This is a genomic window from Streptomyces sp. Ru62, from assembly GCF_002920615.1.
GTDB lineage: Bacteria > Actinomycetota > Actinomycetes > Streptomycetales > Streptomycetaceae > Streptomyces.
Map to the genome: position 1 here is coordinate 218,860 of NZ_PQSU01000015.1, position 16,186 is coordinate 235,045.

At 68.9% G+C, this 16,186-nt stretch carries 13 protein-coding genes and 1 pseudogene; 6 read left to right on the plus strand and 8 right to left on the minus strand.

The window, feature by feature from the left end; translation table 11 throughout:
- Window positions 1–109 precede the first annotated feature (109 nt).
- Window positions 110–2,572, minus strand: a complete 2,463-nt coding sequence (locus tag C3492_RS22035; RefSeq protein WP_103813479.1) for a SpoIIE family protein phosphatase — start codon at window positions 2,570–2,572, stop codon at window positions 110–112.
- Window positions 2,573–3,003: 431 nt separating this feature from the next.
- Between C3492_RS22035 and C3492_RS22040 the strand changes: the two genes are divergently transcribed.
- Entirely contained in the window at window positions 3,004–3,639 is a 636-nt protein-coding gene (locus C3492_RS22040; RefSeq protein ID WP_055706088.1) for a TetR/AcrR family transcriptional regulator, read from the plus strand.
- Between the two features lie 31 nt (window positions 3,640–3,670).
- Here the strand turns inward: C3492_RS22040 and C3492_RS22045 are convergent, their stop codons facing one another.
- From C3492_RS22045 to C3492_RS22055, 3 genes are read right to left on the minus strand one after another with little or no spacing between them, the layout of a single operon-like run.
- Entirely contained in the window at window positions 3,671–4,855 is a 1,185-nt protein-coding gene (locus C3492_RS22045) for a cytochrome P450 (RefSeq protein ID WP_103813480.1), read from the minus strand.
- A 30-nt stretch (window positions 4,856–4,885) separates the two neighbouring features.
- Window positions 4,886–6,241 (minus strand): NAD(P)/FAD-dependent oxidoreductase, encoded by a 1,356-nt coding sequence (locus tag C3492_RS22050; RefSeq protein WP_103813481.1) that lies wholly within the window; start codon window positions 6,239–6,241, stop codon window positions 4,886–4,888.
- Window positions 6,231–6,440, minus strand: coding sequence for a ferredoxin (locus C3492_RS22055; RefSeq protein ID WP_030176846.1), 210 nt, complete (start codon window positions 6,438–6,440; stop codon window positions 6,231–6,233). The genes C3492_RS22050 and C3492_RS22055 overlap by 11 nt, the downstream gene beginning before the upstream one ends.
- A gap of 313 nt (window positions 6,441–6,753) precedes the next feature.
- Here C3492_RS22055 and C3492_RS22060 point away from each other — a divergent pair, with 313 nt between their 5' ends.
- From C3492_RS22060 to C3492_RS22070, 3 genes are all read left to right on the plus strand, one after another.
- Window positions 6,754–7,236 carry a hypothetical protein gene (locus tag C3492_RS22060; protein WP_103813482.1) on the plus strand — a complete coding sequence of 161 codons (483 nt, stop codon included), beginning with the start codon at window positions 6,754–6,756 and terminating at the stop codon, window positions 7,234–7,236.
- Between the two features lie 344 nt (window positions 7,237–7,580).
- Window positions 7,581–8,000 carry an SsgA family sporulation/cell division regulator gene (locus C3492_RS22065; protein WP_103813483.1) on the plus strand — a complete coding sequence of 140 codons (420 nt, stop codon included), beginning with the start codon at window positions 7,581–7,583 and terminating at the stop codon, window positions 7,998–8,000.
- A 41-nt stretch (window positions 8,001–8,041) separates the two neighbouring features.
- Window positions 8,042–8,371 (plus strand): NIPSNAP family protein, encoded by a 330-nt coding sequence (locus C3492_RS22070; protein ID WP_103813484.1) that lies wholly within the window; start codon window positions 8,042–8,044, stop codon window positions 8,369–8,371.
- Window positions 8,372–8,502: 131 nt separating this feature from the next.
- On the opposite strand, the gene C3492_RS22075 is transcribed toward C3492_RS22070, so the two are convergent.
- The 4 genes and pseudogenes from C3492_RS22075 to C3492_RS22090 all read right to left on the minus strand — a co-directional run bounded on the left by C3492_RS22075 (window position 8,503) and on the right by C3492_RS22090 (window position 12,311).
- Complete coding sequence (locus tag C3492_RS22075) at window positions 8,503–8,784, minus strand: SpoIIE family protein phosphatase (RefSeq protein WP_181140486.1); 282 nt, start codon at window positions 8,782–8,784, stop codon at window positions 8,503–8,505.
- 39 nt (window positions 8,785–8,823) lie between these two features.
- A pseudogene (locus C3492_RS45925) lies at window positions 8,824–9,438 on the minus strand (hypothetical protein); the annotation flags it as partial.
- Between the two features lie 424 nt (window positions 9,439–9,862).
- Window positions 9,863–11,371 (minus strand): MFS transporter, encoded by a 1,509-nt coding sequence (locus C3492_RS22085; RefSeq protein ID WP_103813486.1) that lies wholly within the window; start codon window positions 11,369–11,371, stop codon window positions 9,863–9,865.
- A gap of 286 nt (window positions 11,372–11,657) precedes the next feature.
- Window positions 11,658–12,311: a TetR/AcrR family transcriptional regulator gene (locus C3492_RS22090; protein ID WP_258055817.1), complete on the minus strand. Its 654-nt coding sequence runs from the start codon at window positions 12,309–12,311 to the stop codon at window positions 11,658–11,660.
- 243 nt (window positions 12,312–12,554) lie between these two features.
- On the opposite strand from C3492_RS22090, the gene C3492_RS22095 reads away from it, so the two are divergent.
- Together C3492_RS22095 and C3492_RS22100 are read left to right on the plus strand one after the other, a co-directional pair.
- On the plus strand, window positions 12,555–15,776 hold the full coding sequence (locus tag C3492_RS22095) for a bifunctional cytochrome P450/NADPH--P450 reductase (protein WP_103813488.1): 3,222 nt from the start codon (window positions 12,555–12,557) through the stop codon (window positions 15,774–15,776).
- Between the two features lie 162 nt (window positions 15,777–15,938).
- Window positions 15,939–16,186, plus strand: a 248-nt coding sequence (locus C3492_RS22100; RefSeq protein WP_181140487.1) for an alcohol dehydrogenase catalytic domain-containing protein, incomplete at its 3' end; no start/stop codon positions are given.

Below are 16,186 nucleotides of genomic sequence, written 5' to 3' on the forward strand. Positions count from 1 at the left end.
TTCACCATTCACTGGGTGATCCATAACGCTGGCTTCCTGGTAAGAGCCCTGCGGCTACGAGAGACCGACACGCGCGGACGACCCCTGTCGCGCGCGGCTCGCCGACGGGTCACAGGGCACCGGCCCTGGCGGGCAGGTCCTGTTCAGCCCAGACGACCTTGCCGTCCGTTGCGCAGCGGGAGCCCCACCGGCGCGAGAGCTGGGCGACCAGCTGGAGGCCGCGGCCGTGCTCGTCGAGATCGCCGGGATGGCGGGAGCGTGGCTGGCCGGTGTTGCTGTCGAAGACCTCGCACGTCAGCACCCGGTGCTGGATGAGCCGTAGGCGGCTGGGTCCGCCGCCGTGGCGGATGGCGTTGGTGACCAGTTCGCTGACGATCGACTCCACGGGCGTCACGAGCGGCTCCAGACCCCATTCCCTGAGCTGACGGGCGGCCAGGTGCCGGGCTGTTGTGACGGTGACCGGTTCGTTCGGCAGGTCCCAGGAGGCGACCTGGGTGGGCTCGAGCGCGCGGGTCCGGGCAAGGAGCAAGGTGACATCGTCGGCCGGTGTGTGACTGCGCAAGGTCTCCATCACTCGCGAGCACATGTCCTCCGGGGATGCGCCCGGCTGTGCCAGGGCGGCGCTCAGACGGCGCAGGCCGGCGTCGATGTCCTCGTCCCGGGACTCGACCAGCCCGTCGGAGTAGAGGGCGAGCACGCTTCCCTCGGGCAGTTCCAGTTCCACGGACTCGAAGGGGACCAGGCCGAGACCGAGGCCGAGCGGGGCTCCGGCGGGCAGGTCGGGGACGGTGACCCGGCCCTGTGCGCCGACGATCAGGGGCGGCGGATGCCCGGCCCGCGCCATGGTGCACCGCCGGGTGACCGGGTCGTAGACGGCGTACAGACAGGTGGCGCCCACCACCGCGGGGGCCTGGTCGGTGTCGTCGGTGTCCTCGTCGTTCAGCCGCCGGACCGTGTCGTCGAGGTGCGTCAGCAACTCGTCCGGGGGCAGGTCGAGGTCCGCGAGCGTGCGCACGGCCGTGCGCAGCCTGCCCATGGTCGCCGCGGCGTTGATGCCGTGTCCGACCACATCGCCGACGACGAGGGCCACCCGCGCGCCGGACAGCTCGATCACGTCGAACCAGTCACCGCCCACGCCGTGGTCCATGTCGGCCGGCACATAGCGCGAGGCGACCTCGACGGCGGCACCACCCTGCACCCGGTGGGGCAGCAGGTCGCGTTGCAGGGTGAGGGCCGCGGTGCGCTCGCGCGCATACTGCAGGGCGTTGTCCAGGCTGAGCGCGGTCCGGGTGACGAGCTCCTCGGCGAGGAGCAGGTCGTCCTCCTGGAACGGCGTCTGTTCCTCGGAGCGGCCGAACAGCGCCAGGCCCAGCACGCAGCGCCGCGCACGGATGGGCACGACCATCAAGGAGTGGACGCCGCTGTCCCGCACCTTCTGCGCCCGCACCGGGTCGTGGTCGACCCACGGACCGGCCTGGGTGTCGAGCACCGGCTCCAGGTGAGACCTGCCCGTGCGCAGGGCGACGGCGAACGATGAGCTCGGGTGGGTGTGGATCACCTCTTCCCTCACCCACGGCAACTCCAGGAGTCCCAGGTCGATGGAGGCCAGACCAGCACGCCGCAGCAGCGGCGGGCGGCTGCTCGTCGTGCCGATCCGTGCCGAGGGTTCCACGCCGAAGGGAACCGACTCGACCAGATCGACGAGGGCGTGGTCGGCCAGCAGGGGCACGGCGAGCTCGGCCAGTTCCTGCCCGGTCTGCATCACGTCGAGGGTGCTGCCGATGCGCGTACTCGCCTCGCTGAGGATGGCAAGGCGTTCGCGCGCCCGCCGGTTCCCGGTGACATCCACGGTCATGGAGCACACTCCCAGGGGCGTGCCGTCCGCGTCCTGGAGGCAGAAGAACGAGGCCGAGAACGCATGTTCGCGGCGCCCGTCCGACAGCGGCCACGCCCGGTATTCGTGGACCATGGTGGTACCGCTCTGCAGCACCTGCTGCATCACCACCTCGAGCGCTTCGGCCTCCACGGCGGGCAGCGAGTCCTTCAGACGGCGTCCGAAGCGCCGGTCACGGGGAATGCCGTCGTGGCGCTCCATGGCGTCGTTCACCCAGGTACAGCGCAGCTGTGGGTCATACACCACGATGCCGATCGGTGCATGGGCGAGGAGCGACTCCCGCACCGGTCCGTTGGCAGGCTCCGAGGACAGGGCGCCTATGTCGGTCACGGATACCAGCCACCGGGTGCCGGCGTCCTGTCCCCACAACAGCGAGACCCGCAGCGACATCTTGAGCGTGTGGCCGTCGCGGTGGCGGACCGCGGCGGTGCCGGACCAGCCACTTTGGGCACGGCGCTGCTCGGCGAACAGCGAAGCCATTCGGGCCTCCTCAGGGGGCGGTAGCACGTGCGCGGCGGATCGGCCCACCACTTCCGCGGCCGAGTACCCGACAAGTCGCTCAGCGGCCTGCGTCCAGGCCGCCACCGTCCCGTCCGCATTGATCACCGCTATCGCCGAGTCCGGTATCTCGCCGGGGCTCACCGACTTGGCGAGTGGCGTGTGGTCGGTATGCGTCATCGTGGTTGATCCCCTTCAGTTCGGAGGTGAGGGAGTGCCGGCATGCGGGCGCGGCCGCCCGGTCTGTAGCCGTGGTGGACGGTGATGGGCAGGAGGCGGAGACCCCGGGGGTAGCGGGAGCCTTGCGGTGCAGCGGGCGACCTCCGCCGCTGCCCTGTGACCCGCAGCCCGGCATCCGCCACCCTTACACCGTTTGCCCACTTCTGATGAAATAGTCAGATACGACCGCTTCATCGTCAAGGCCACCGAAACTGATTGTTCAATCAAATATGGCCATGCAGTGCGACGGGGGAGGCGAGGCGGCCTCTGTCGCCGCTGCAATCACTGACCCCGGGGCGGCGAAGTTGGGGTCCGGCAAGGTTCCGGCTGGACAATTCGCAGCGGCAGCGCGATGATGAATCCATCAGAACTGGTGACCTTGTGTGCGGTGTATGCCGATGTCAGCCTCACCCAGGAATCGATTCGAACGCCGTCGGGCCGAGACCCGGCAGGCACTCGTCCGCGCCGCGCGGCAGCTCCTGGCCGATTCGGGCGATACGAGCGCCAGCATCCGGACCATCGCGGAGCTCGCCGACGTGGGCTTCGGCTCGTTCTACAACCACTTCACGTCCAAGCCGGACCTGTTCGACGCAGCCGTGGCCGATGCACTGGAGGAGTTCGCCCGAGCCGTCGACAAACATCTGTACGGCGTCGACGACCCCGCCGAGCGCCTCGCCGCCGGCATGCGGCTCAGCGCACGCATGGCCAGCTCACACCCGGAGATCATGCGGATTCTCTGCCACAGCGGGCTCGGCCGCATATGCGCCGGCTGCGGACTGGCTCCGCGCGCGAGACACGACGTGGAGCAGGGCATGACTTCTGGCCGCTTCACCGTGGTCGACCCGATGATCGCCTTGACCGTGCTGAACGGCAGCCTGCTGGCGCTCCTGCAGCTCTGGTTCCATCAGCCCGAGGCCGACAGGGACCATGCAGCCGCAAAGATGGCCGAGACGCTCCTGCACATGCTTGGCGTCTCCGCGGACGAGGCCCGTGACCTCGCCCGGCGGCCGCTTCCCGCTGCGGCGTGAAGGCGATGTGCTGTCTGCCGTTGACGCGGCCTCACAGTTGGATGGACAGGTGGCGGGGGCCGCGGAGCATAGCGTTCTGGCGGTAGGGGGGCGGGTCCTGAACCAGGCTTGCCGTCGCGAGATAGGGAAGCAGCGCGCCGAGCGCGGCGTAAGCCTCGACACGGGCCAAGGGGCCGCCGTAGCAGAGGTGGATACCGCTGCCGAAGCCGAGGTGTTGGTTGTCTGGGCGGGTGGGGTCGAACCGGTCGGGGTCGGGGAACCGCTGGGGGTCGCGGTTGCCTGAGGCGAGGGCCAGGATCACGGAGGCGCCTTGGGGGACGGGCGTACCGGCGACGTCCACGTCGGCGTGCGGGATGCGCTCGCGCATATGGACCGGGGGCTCGTAGCGCAGCAGTTCCTCCACCGCACGCGGTAGCAGCTCCGGTTCCCGGCGCAGCCGGTCCAATTGCTCGGGCTGGCGTAGGAAGGTGAGGGCGCCGTTGGCGATCAGGTTGACCGTGGTCTCGTGTCCGGCGATGAGGAGCAGTACGGCGGTTTCCGCGAGTTCCTCCTGGGTGAGCCGCAGGGCCGGGTCCGGCTCGTTGACGAAGGCGGAGAGCATGTCGTCGCCTGGCTTGCCACGCCGCTGCTCGGCCAGGTTCAAAAGGTAGCCGCCCATCTCCATCCGTGCCTGGTCGCCGGCCTTGTCCGGCTCGGTGGAGTCGTCGTCGGGCCTGACGTCGGCGGCTGCGACGATCGCGTCGGACCAGGTCCGGAAGAGCGGCTCGTCCTCGTGCGGCACGCCGAGCAGGCGGCAGATCACGGTGACGGGCAGCGGGTAGGCGAAGTCGTCGACGATGTCGATCTGCCGGCCCGCCTCGAAGGGCTCCAGCAGTTCCTTGGTGATCCGGTCGATCTCACCGCGCATGCCGTCGACCCGGCCTGGGCTGTGCGGAGGCCCGAAGGGCCGCATGGCGAGCGTGCGCAGCCTGTGGTGCTCGGGGTCGTCGAGCCGCAGGAACGGCGGCTTGTGGGTCACCTCGCCGCGGGTGCGGGGATCGGCACTCATCCGTGGGTCGTGGAGCAGAGCGGCGATGTGGTGGTAGGTGCCGATCAGATAGCTGCCGTCGGCCTGCGGCACCACAGGACCGGCCTCGCGGAGTTCCGCGTACAGCGGATAGGGGTTGGGGCGGCTGGCGTAGTCGGTGATCCGTGCCAGCAAGGTCGCGGAGTCCATGGTGGCTCCTCGTAGGGGGCGGGATGTGGGCTACACCACCGTCAGCCGGCGGTCGGGAAGGTGACCGGTGAGTGCGACGGTCGGGCCGTGGGACAGCACGGAGGGGTCCGGTACGGCGGAGGGGATCGTGATGTCGGCGGCGATCGCACGGTCCTGTGCGCCGGGCGGGGGCGGGAAGGGAGCGGCGGTCTCGATCAGGTGCCGGTAGTAGTCGAGCGACTTGGCCATGTCGACGGTGACGGCGGCGGTGACCCGGCCCTTGTATCCGTAGACCATCGCGAGCCGGCGTGCCTCCAGGGAGCCCTGGGCGATGACCACGTGGTCGGAGTAGGTGGGGACGCCCACCGACTTGATGTTGAGTCCGAACTGGGTCGACCAGAAGACCGGGATGGCCAGGTGCGGGCGCTGCAGCGGCCCCGGGTTGACCATGTTGTGGGCGGCCACCTCGGCCTGCTCGACGGCGTTGCCCCAGTGTTCCAGGGACAGCATCTGGTAGCCGAACAGCGGGTGGGGGAAGCGCGAGACGTCACCGGCCACGAAGACGTCATCGGTGACGATCCCGTACATGTTGAAGGCCCGGCAGCCTGCGTCGCAGGCGATGCCGCGTGGACCCGCCGCCAGCCCGGACTCCGCCAGCCACTCCACGTTGCGGATCGCGCCCAGCGCCACGACGCACACGTCCGCCTCGACGCGGCTACCGTCGGACAGCTGCGCGCCCGTGAAGCTGCCGTTGCCGTTCAGGGCGGTGACCGTCACCCCGGTGCGCAGGTCCACGCCGTGGTTGCGCTGCATGACGGCGGCCAGCTTGGACAGGGTGCCGCCGAGCGCGCCCACCAGGGGTGCGGGACCACGTTCGGCGACGGTCACCTCAAGGCCCAGTTCCCGACAGGCCGAGGCGATCTCCGAGCCGGTGAAGCCGCCGCCGATCACCAGTACCCGCTCCGGTCTCGCGGCCAGCCGCTCGGCCAGCCCCGCGCCGTCCTCCCGCGTGCGCAGGGTGAACACCCCGTCCAGGGCGCCTTCCTCCGGGTTGGGCCAGGGCCGTGCCCGGGTCCCGGTGGCGATCAGCAGCCGGTCGTACGGCAGCGACTCACCGTCTCCCAGCAGTACCCGTTTCGCCAGCAGGTCCACACCGGTGGCGCGCACGCCGAGGCGCCACTCGGCGTCCGGGTCCCGGCGCATCGGCAGCTCGAGGGTGTCCGCCGTCGCCTGCCCGAGCAGCACCTGCTTGGACAGCGGCGGCCGGTCGTAGGGCCCATGGGGCTCGTCCCCCACCACCGTCAGTGAACCCGTGAACCCTTCCTCGCGCAGCGCCTCCGCTGCTCTCAGCCCGGCCAGCGACGCGCCGACGATGACAATGCGGCCGTCTTTCAGGTCACCGGGCACCGGTGCTCACCTCTTCCCCGAGGAGGATCGCCTGCACCGGGCACGCCGCCGCGGCCTGACGTACCCGCTCCACCTGGTCGTCCGGGACGGCCGTGGCGTACAGCAGCCCCTCCTCCCCGTGCAGCTCGAACACCTCAGGGGCGAGGAACACGCACTGCGCATAGCCCTGGCAACGTGTGAGGTCGACAACGGTCCGCATCTCCACCACTTCTTCCTCCGTTGTCACACCCCCCTCCTCTCCAGCATGGGGCCAGACCCGGGTGCCTGCATGCCTTGTAGTCGGGAGCTGGTATTCGGGCCAGCAGGGCGAGGGGGAAGGAGAGGAGTGGTCCGAGTGACCCGCGTCACTGTCACCGCCAGGCCATTTCCATACGTCGTATGGTTATCCTGGCAGGGTGATTCCGTACAACGTATGGAACTGCTTGACGGACAACGCCACACAACGCCAGGCGCTACACATCGCCTGCAAAAGCAGCCGTTGGTGCAGACCGCACCAACCGGAAGGAAAGATCATGAAGAAGCTCACGAAGCGGATTGCTGTCGCCGTTTCCTCCGTGGCGGTCGCGGGTGTCGCCGTTGTCGGTGCCGGGGGCACCGCTTCGGCCGCGACTCCCGCCTCCGTACACGTCCAGCGGTCGGCCGAGGTCAACCCCGCCGACTACCGCTGGGACCACGGCGTGGGCTACCTGATCGAGCAGGGCTACTGCTGGGACGCAGAGCGTGGCTGGCACCACGACGACCATGTCGCCGGCTCCCTCTGGCACAGCCGCGACGGTCGCTGCTACCGCTGGGACGACGAGCGGCGCGAGTGGAAGTCCGACAGGTCCTACCGGTACGACTGGAACCGCTACGAGAGCGACGGCCGGGGCTGGGACCAGCACGACTGGAACCGCGGTGACCGGGACTACTTCGACTGGGACCACTACTACCGGAACCACGGTGGCTGGGACTCCTACGGATGGGACCACTACGGCCGGAACCACGGTGACTGGTAAGACAGGTCCCGTCTGTGCCCCTGAGCGGAGGCTGGTTCTCTCACCTTGATGCCTGTCGGCGGCGGGGATGCGACCGCTGGTCACGGATCAGTGGTCCCCTGCCCGCCGCCCAGGCGGCCGATTGAGCGAGGGCCTGCTCCCTGCCCCCTCTGAACCTGCCTGCGGCACCACCACGTGCCACAGGCGCGCGTCGCTTCAACTGCTGCGACGCCACGACCCGCACGGTCCGCCGATGCCGTCCGGCGCCCGGGCCCCGCTGAACACCTCCTGATTCGATGCGTGCTTGTCGCCACGAGCGCCGGAGCCGCAGCCGAGGCAAGGGGGGTGCCTTGGAGTGAATGCCCATGGAGTCTTCGAGGACCGTGGTTCGGGCGGTGACCGCGCAGCTCGTCGTCTCGCGCACCTACTCACAGCCCTTGTGCATGCGGCTGCGGTACGAGCCTGCTGATCCCTACGTCGTCCGTGCCGCTTTTTTCGTCCACAGCGACGAGCCGGTCGAATGGGTCCTGGGGCGTGACCTTCTGGCCGACGGCCTGAACGGTTTCGCAGGTCATGGGGACGTCCGTATCTGGTCGGCCGCCAACCGTGGTGACCCCGCGATGTACATCGCTCTGGGGTCTCGCGCGGGCACCGCCCTTGTCGAGGTCCCCGTACACGACGTCAAGACCTTCCTGGAGCGCACGGAGACCGTGGTGCCACGGGGCACCGAGTCGGAGCGCATCGACTGGGAGGCCGAACTGGCATACCTGCTCTCGCAAAGCTGACCACTGATCATCATGCTCAGACAGAAAAGGATCGACTGTTCATGTCCCAGTACCAGCTTCGTGTCTACACGCTGTGCAGCCCTGAGGCGCTCGTCGCCTACGAGAACATCTGGTCCAAGCACATCCCCGGCATGTCGAAGCACCGGATCACCACGCACGGCATCTGGACGGTACCCGCTGCTCCCGGCAGTGAGACGCCCCAGCTGTACGCCCTCGTCTCCTACCGGGACGGCGACGACGTGCAGGAGCGGCTGCTGGCGTATCTGGCCAGCCCGGAATTCCGCGCCGACATGGAGGGCTTCGACCTCAGCCAGATCGTCGGCGTCACCGATACCGCACTGACGCCCACCGCCGACTCACCCTTGCGCTGAGGGTTCTCGCGCGACCGGATGCTTCGGCCATGGCGGCCGGCGTCCAACAGGTCTCATCACGGGAGCAGTTCCCTCGGCACCTGACATGAGGTGCGGCCGGTGCAGATGACGCGAGGGGGTGCGTTCGATGATCAGGAAAGCGTCGTCGTCGGTGAGTCGCCCTGCGGTGTATGCGAGCAGGTCGTGGTGAATGTGGTGCAGCAGCGCGTCGGGGCTTGAGGCGGGAAAGAAGGCGACCCGTTGGCGAGCGTGTAGAAGGCTCCGGCGGGTGAGCGGGCTTCGATCACGCCGTCGGTGTAGAGCAGCACCATGTCACCAGGTTCCAAGGTGAACGGGTCGGTGCTGTCCTTCCTGACACAGAGGGCGCACAGGCCCAACGGAGGCCCGGGCCTGCGGGAGTGCAAGACGGTCACCTGGTCTCCACAGATCAGCAGGGCGGGGGATGGCCGCAGCTAAGCGTCTCGGCCTGCGGGCCCTGATCGGGGATGTCTAGCAGGGCAGCGGTGATGAAGTGCTCGTCGGCGTCGTGCACCGTTGCGGCGACCCGGCGCGGACCGCGGTGCTGTCGTGGCGACCGCGGTCGTCAGACCCAATTGCTCATGACCGGTGCCGCACAAGTTGCCGGCGTTGCCGGTGGTGAGGTGAGGTAGTGACGTGGCGGACAGCTGCAGCGCGGAGTCGACGGTGGCGACCTGAGCGAGCACCGCGTCGATGGGTGTCCAGCAATAGTCGCAGCCATGCAGGAGACGCTCGGTGCCGAAGGTCGCGTCGAAGGCCGGGATCTGGCGCGGAAAGGGCGTGCCGGCCACGTCGTACCAGAGGAGGCCGAGCTGCTGGACGGCGCTCGGCGCGTCGACGGCGCCTCCGCCGACGTGCGCGCGGAAGAGTTCCATCCGGTCGGCGAGCAGCGGCAGCACACCTCCGCCGTGTGTCAAGATCCAGCTGATCCGCGGACGGCGGGCGAGGACTCCTTGCAGGAGCAGGTCGCTTATAGTGCGGGCGATGTCGAAGAGGAACTCCAGCATCGGTCGTGGCCGGCCAAGAGCAAGCTCGTCGGCGTGGGGCGCTGAGGTGGGGTGAACGTGGACGACGGCGCTGCGGCGGTCGAGTTCCTCCCAGAGCGGCTCGAACCGGGGTCACCGAGGTAGTGGGCATGGTGGTTGGTTCCACCACCAATCCGCCCGCACCGACGACGTCGAGCGCGTGGGCGGCCTCTGCAAGCGAGCCCTCGACGTCCGGCAGGGGCAAGGAGGCGGAGAGACCGAACCGCTTCGGGTCCTCCCTGCGGACCCGGGCGCCGAACTAATCGACCTCACTTGCGAGGGCGCGGGCCTTCTTGTGGTCCCCGAAGTGCACGCCAGGCGAGGAGATCGACAGGTAGGACCTGTCGATCCCTGGGCACGGCATCATGCCGAGATGATCTGCGACGCTCCACGCGGGCCAGCCGGGCATCCCGTCGGGATGCTTGATACCGTCGGCACTTCCTGCCCCCTACATGTGCACGACAGGTGCGGCGTTCTCGCCCTGCTGGGGCACACCCCGGCGGTAGAGCAGGGCTGTGACGACCAGGCCGGTGACGAAGACGGCCGCCGACCACCAGTAGGCCGTGGAATAGCCCGCGAGGCCGGCCTGCGCCAGGACGCCGGGATCCTTGCGGTTGCGGCCGGCGAGGTAGCCGGTGGCTGCGTCGGATGCCATCGTGCTGAGCAGGGCGATACCGATGGACCCACCCACCTGCTGGACGGTGTTGACGGCGGCGGACGCGACTCCGGCGTCGGCCGCTTCCACACCGGAGGTGGCCAGGCTCATCGCGGGCGCGATGACCGTGCCCAGCCCGATGCCGACGAGCACCAGCTGGGGCAGTACCTGCGCCACGTATCCGCTGTTCAGGTCCAGCTTGGTCATCCAGATCAGCCCGGCGGCCGCAATGGCCATGCCCAGCGGGACCACCGGCTTCGGTCCTATGCGCCGCACCAGGACGTTGTTGGCCACGGCGGAGGCGGACGACGAGGCCACGATCATGGGCAGGAAGGCGAAGCCCGTCTTCAGGGCGCTGTAACCGAGGCTCTGCTGCAGGTAGTAGGTCAGGAACAGGAACACGCCGAACATGCCCGCGCCGCTGACGAAGAGGGCTGCGAAGGAGGCGCCGCGGTTGCGGTCCAGCAAGACCCGCAGCGGCAGCAGCGGATACGCCGCCCTGGTCTGCCACCACACGAAGACGGCCACCAGTACGGCACCGACCGCCAGCATGCCCCAGGTCGCCGGCGAACCCCAGCCGTGCGTCTCGGCGTTCGAGAATCCGTAGACCAGGCAGAACAGCCCTATGGTAACCAGCACGGTGCCGGGGACATCGAGCTTCGAGGACGTATCGCGCGGGGTGCGGTGCAGCAGGGCTACACCGCCGACGAACGCCAACCCCGCGAAGATCACGTTGACGTACATGGTCCAGCGCCAGTCCAGGTACTGGGTCAGCACGCCGCCGAGGATCAGGCCGATGGCTCCGCCTGCACCGGCGATCGAGCCCGCGACGGTGAATGCCTTCGCCCGCTCGCGCGGCTCGGTGAAGGTGGTCATCAGGAGCGACAGGGCGGACGGGGCCAGCAGTGCGGCGAACAGGCCCTGGACGGCGCGCGCGATGACGAGCATGAGGAAACCGTTCGCCGCGCCTGCGACCATGGAAGCGGTCGCGAAGCCGGCCAGCCCCACCAGGAATGTGACCTTCTGCCCGACCAGGTCCGCGACCCGGCCGCCGAGCAACAGCAGGCTGCCGAAGGCCAGCGCATAGGCGGTGACCACCCACTGCCGGTCGGCGTCCGAGAAGCCCAGGTCGTGCTGGGCGGACGGCAGGGCGATGTTCACGATGGTGCCGTCGAGGACACCTATCAGCATCGACAGGGAAATGACCAACAGAATCCACCAGCGGCGCTGGTGCGACAGGTCGGGCACATTCTCAGCTGTGGTCTCGGCGCCGCAAGCAGCGACCGTGGCGTTCTGGGACATGGGGGCAGCCCTCCGAACAGCGGATGGGGGACGGAGGAAGAGAGAAAAGAACGGCCGACGGTCTCCCCCTTCAGGAGAGAGACCAGGAACAAGCCGACGACCACGGCCATTTCACGGTGCAGCGCCGGCATACGGCTGCCGTGTAGAGGCTCGATATGGAACCACCCCGCCGGGCGGTCTCACCCGATGTGACGGGGGGGCTCCCGTGTGTCGCAGCCTGAGATCGCCCGACCGCGGGCGCGCCTCAGGCGGCAGTGCCTGGGCGCAGCGCCTCAGGATGACTGGCTCAGAGGTCGGCGCCCCGGCCGTCCGGATCGCCGGCGAGCCGGCTTTCCAGGCCCGTGATCAGCGTGTCCATCACGAGGCGGAACATGTGGTCCTGGTCAGGGCCTTCAGGGGCCGCACTCGTAGAGCCAGGGTGTGCGTCCGCGGCCCCGTCTTCGTCGGCTTCAGGGCCGTGGGGCTTGAGGGTCGACCACTGGCGGAGAGCGCCGTTGAGTTCGGCGGCGAGGACACCGACGACGACGGCGGCGATCAGCGCGGCGATCTCCGGGGCCTTCGACCGCGGTACCCCGGCGGCCGCCACGATCGCGGTGAGCGCGGTCCAGAACGGGTCGTCGGGCTGGATGAAGTCCGGCTGGTGGCTGAACGAGTAGGCCATCAGCTTGGGGTGACGGTGCGCCAGGGTCCGGAAGTCCGTTGCGAGCAGGCGGATCCGCTCCTGCCAGGGCGCGTCCTCCAGTGTCACGGTGCGGAACTGGGCGCCGACCATTCTCGTCACGCCACGCAGCACGGCTTCCTTGTTCGGCACGTGGTGGTACAGCGACATCGGGTTCGCGTCGAGCTCGGTGGCGAGTTTGCGCATGGTGAGCGCCTCGACCCCGTCCTCGTCGATGAGCCGCAGGGCGGCGGCGTAGATCCCGGCCTCGGTCAGAGGCACGTCTCTCTTCCTCGTTCCCCGCGGGGGGCGTCTCACCTTATTTTCCATACCTCGTACGGTATCAGTTTCGTACGCCGTATGGAAATGACCTGAATCACAGCGCCCGCTAGGGCGGCCGGGCTTGCTTCACATTTCCATACGCCGTACGGTACTAATTCCGTACGGCGTATGTTTCCGTACGGCGCCACAGCATCGACCTGCGCAGCGCGCCCTTGCCCACCCCTCCACGCAGAGGAGCAAGACATGACCACGCACTCCGCGAACGACCTTCGCCCCATCCGGTCCCCGCGGGGGACCCCCCTCCTCGGCAACACGCCGCAGATCCCCGACACCAATCCGGTGGAGTACTTCGGTGAGCTGTCCAAGCAGTTCCCCGAGGGCATCTATGGCATGGACATCGCCGGCATCGAGCAGGTCTTCGTCTACGACCCGGACCTGGTGGCCGAGGTCTGCGACGAGACGCGGTTCTTCAAGCAGATCGACAAGACGCCGCTGAGCCATGTGCGGGACTACACGGGGGCGGGCCTGTTCACGGCCCACCAGCACGAAGAGGAATGGGCCATGGCCCACCGGATCCTGCTGCCGGCCTTCAGCCAGCGGGCCATGAAGACCTACTTCGGGCAGATGCTGGAGATCGCCCAGAACCTCGTCGGCAAGTGGGAGCGCCGGGAGGGTCAGCCGGTCAACATCACCGACGACTACACCCGGCTCACCCTGGACACCATCGCCCTGTCCGGCTTCGGCTACCGGTTCAAGTCCTTCGACAAGGAGGAACTGCACCCCTTCCTCAACTCGCTGCTGGAGGCGCTGATCGAGTCGATGCGGCGCTCCCAGGAGCTGCCGATGATGACCAAGCTCCGCAAGGCGGACGACAGGAAGTACCGCCAGAACATCCAGCTGATGCGCGACCTGGTCGAGAGCGTGATCAAGGAGCGCCGCGAGGGGAAGGGCACCGGCGAGGAGGACCTGCTCGGCCTGATGCTGGAGGCCACCGACCCGGAGACCGGCAAGCTCCTGGCGGACGACAACGTCCGCGACCAGGTGGTGACCTTCCTGATCGCCGGTCACGAGACCACCAGTGGCCTGCTGTCGTTCGCCACATACTCGCTGATGCGCAACCCGCACGTGCTGGCGCAGGCGTACGCCGAGGTCGACCGCCTGCTGCCCGGTGACACGGTCCCGGACTACGACACGATCATGCAGCTCGACGTGATCCCGCGGATCCTGGAGGAGACCCTGCGCCTGTGGGCTCCGATCCCGCTGATCGCCAAGGCGCCCATCGACGACACCGTCATCGGCGACCGGTACGAGCTGAAGAAGGGAACCAGGGCCAACATCCTCATGGGCGCGCTGCACTCCCACCCCAAGGCGTGGGACCGGCCGGAGGAGTTCGACATCGACCGGTGGCTGCCGGAGAACCGCGCCCAGCAGCACCCGCACGCCTACAAGCCGTTCGGCAACGGTGTGCGTGCCTGCATCGGCCGGCAGTTCGCGCTCACCGAGGCCCGCCTGGCCCTGGCGCTCGTGCTGCAGAAGTTCAGGTTCTCCGACACCACCGACTACAAGATGGACGTCCGCGAGGCGCTGACGCGCAAGCCCGGCGACTTTCAGTTGGTCGTCCGCAAGCGTCAGGACCACCAGCGGACCGACTTCGGCGCCGCCGACCTGCAGACCGGCGACACGCAGGCGCAGGCAGCGGTCAGCGGTGTCGGGGTGAACCTGACCGTCGCCTACGGCTCCAGCCTCGGCTCGTGCGAGGACCTGGCGCGCACCATCGCCGACCGCGGCGAGCGCTCCGGCTTCGGCACAACGCTGGTGAGCCTGGACGAGCTGGGTGACAACCTGCCCTCCGAGGGCCTGCTCGCCGTCGTCGCCGCCAGCTACAACGGCAAGGCTCCCGACAACGCCCAGCGCTTCGACGACCTGCTCGCCGCCGGGCTGCCCGAGGGCTCGCTGTCGAATGTGCGGTACGCGCTGCTGGGCGCCGGCAACACCCAATGGGTGGCCACCTACCAGGCATTCCCCAAGCGGATCGAGGAAGGTCTGCTGGCCGCCGGCGCCACCCCGGTCGTCGAGCGCGGCATCGCGGACGCCGCCGGTGACTTCGACGGCATGGCCACGCGGTGGATGGGCAACCTGTGGGCCACCCTTGCCGAGGAGTACGCCGCCGACACCTCCCAGGCAAGCGGCCCCCGTTACCAGGTCCAGCTGCTCACCGAGTCCGACATACGTCCCGCCATCGTCTCCGAGCAGGCGTACCCGCTCACCGTGGTGACCAACGACGAGCTCGTGGCCGACGCGACCGGACTGTGGGACTTCAGCATCGAGCCGCCGCGCCCGTCCGCGAAGTCCATCACCTTCGAGCTGCCCGAGGGCGTCACCTACGACACCGGCAACCACCTGGCCGTCTTCGCCAAGAACGAACTCGCCCTGGTGGAGCGTGCGCTGAGGCGCCTCGGCGTCGACTACGACCAGGTGCTCCGGCTCGACCAGCCGGCCGGTGGCCGCACCCACCTGCCGGTAGGGACTCCGGTCACCGCCGGCATCCTGCTCACCGAGTTCCTGGAGCTGCAGGACGTGGCCACCCGGTCCCAGATCCAGACGCTGGCCGAGTACACCGAGTGCCCGTGGACCCGGCCGCAGCTCCAGGCGTACACCGCTGACACGGAGGAGGCCGAGGAGCGCTACAGCAAGGAAATCCTCGGCAAGCGGCTCTCGGTGCTGGGCCTGCTGGAGCGCTTCCCCGCGGTCGAGCTGCCGCTGGCGGTGTTCCTGGAGATGACGGGCCCGATCCGCCCGCGCTTCTACTCCATCTCCTCCGCCCCGTCGGCCAACCCGCGCCATGTGCGCCTGACCGTCGGCCTGCTGGAGGGCCCGGCCCTGTCCGGCGACGGCCAGTACCGCGGCACCTGCTCCGCCTACATCGCGGGCCTGGAGCCCGGGGACGTCGTCTACGGCTACGTCCGCGTGCCCTCCCCGACGTTCGCCCCGCCGGCCGACCCCGCCACGCCGCTGATCCTCATCGGACCGGGCACCGGCATCGCTCCACTGCGCGGCTTCCTGGAGGAGCGGGCGACACAGCACGCGAACGGCACCCAGGTCGGCCTGTCCCAGGTGTTCGTCGGCTGCCGCCACCCGGAGCACGACTACTTCTACAAGCAGGAGATGCAGGACTGGCAGCAGGCCGGGATCGCCCAGGTGCACACCGCCTATTCCGCGGTGACCGGCCACCCGGCCCGGTTCGTGCAGAACGCCATCGCGAACGCCGCCGACACGGTGTGGCAGGCCATCGAGGACGGCGCGTACATCTACGTCTGCGGTGACGGCCGCCGCATGGCCCCCGCCGTCCGCGAGGCACTCGCCGCCATCCACCGTCAGAAGACCGGCAGCGACGACGAGACCGCCCAGCAGTGGCTCGCCCAGCTCGAAGCGGACGAGCGCTACCAGCAGGACGTCTTCGCCTGACCGTCGCACGCCGTCAAGGCGCGCTGTCCCCCAGCCGCCGGGAGGCGTGCGGCACCCCCCGCTGCCGGCCGTACGCCTCCCGGCTACCCAAGCCCCCAGACACCACACAGCACCCACTGGCCCGAACCACCGGGCGGTGCCTCTCACAGAAAGCAGATCACCATGGACACCATGCTCGCCGGACGCTTCCACCTGGACAGCAAGAAGTTCGCCGTGGAAGAGGTCCCGATCCCCGTGCCGGGCCCGGGCGAGGTCCTCATCGAGGTCAAGGCCGCCGGCGTCTGCCTCTCCGACGTCCACCTCCTCGACGGCTCCCTCGTCCCGCTGTTCGCCACCTCCGACACGGTCACCGTCGGCCACGAGGTCTCCGGTGTGATCCACACACTCGGCCCCGACCTCAGGCGCGGCCT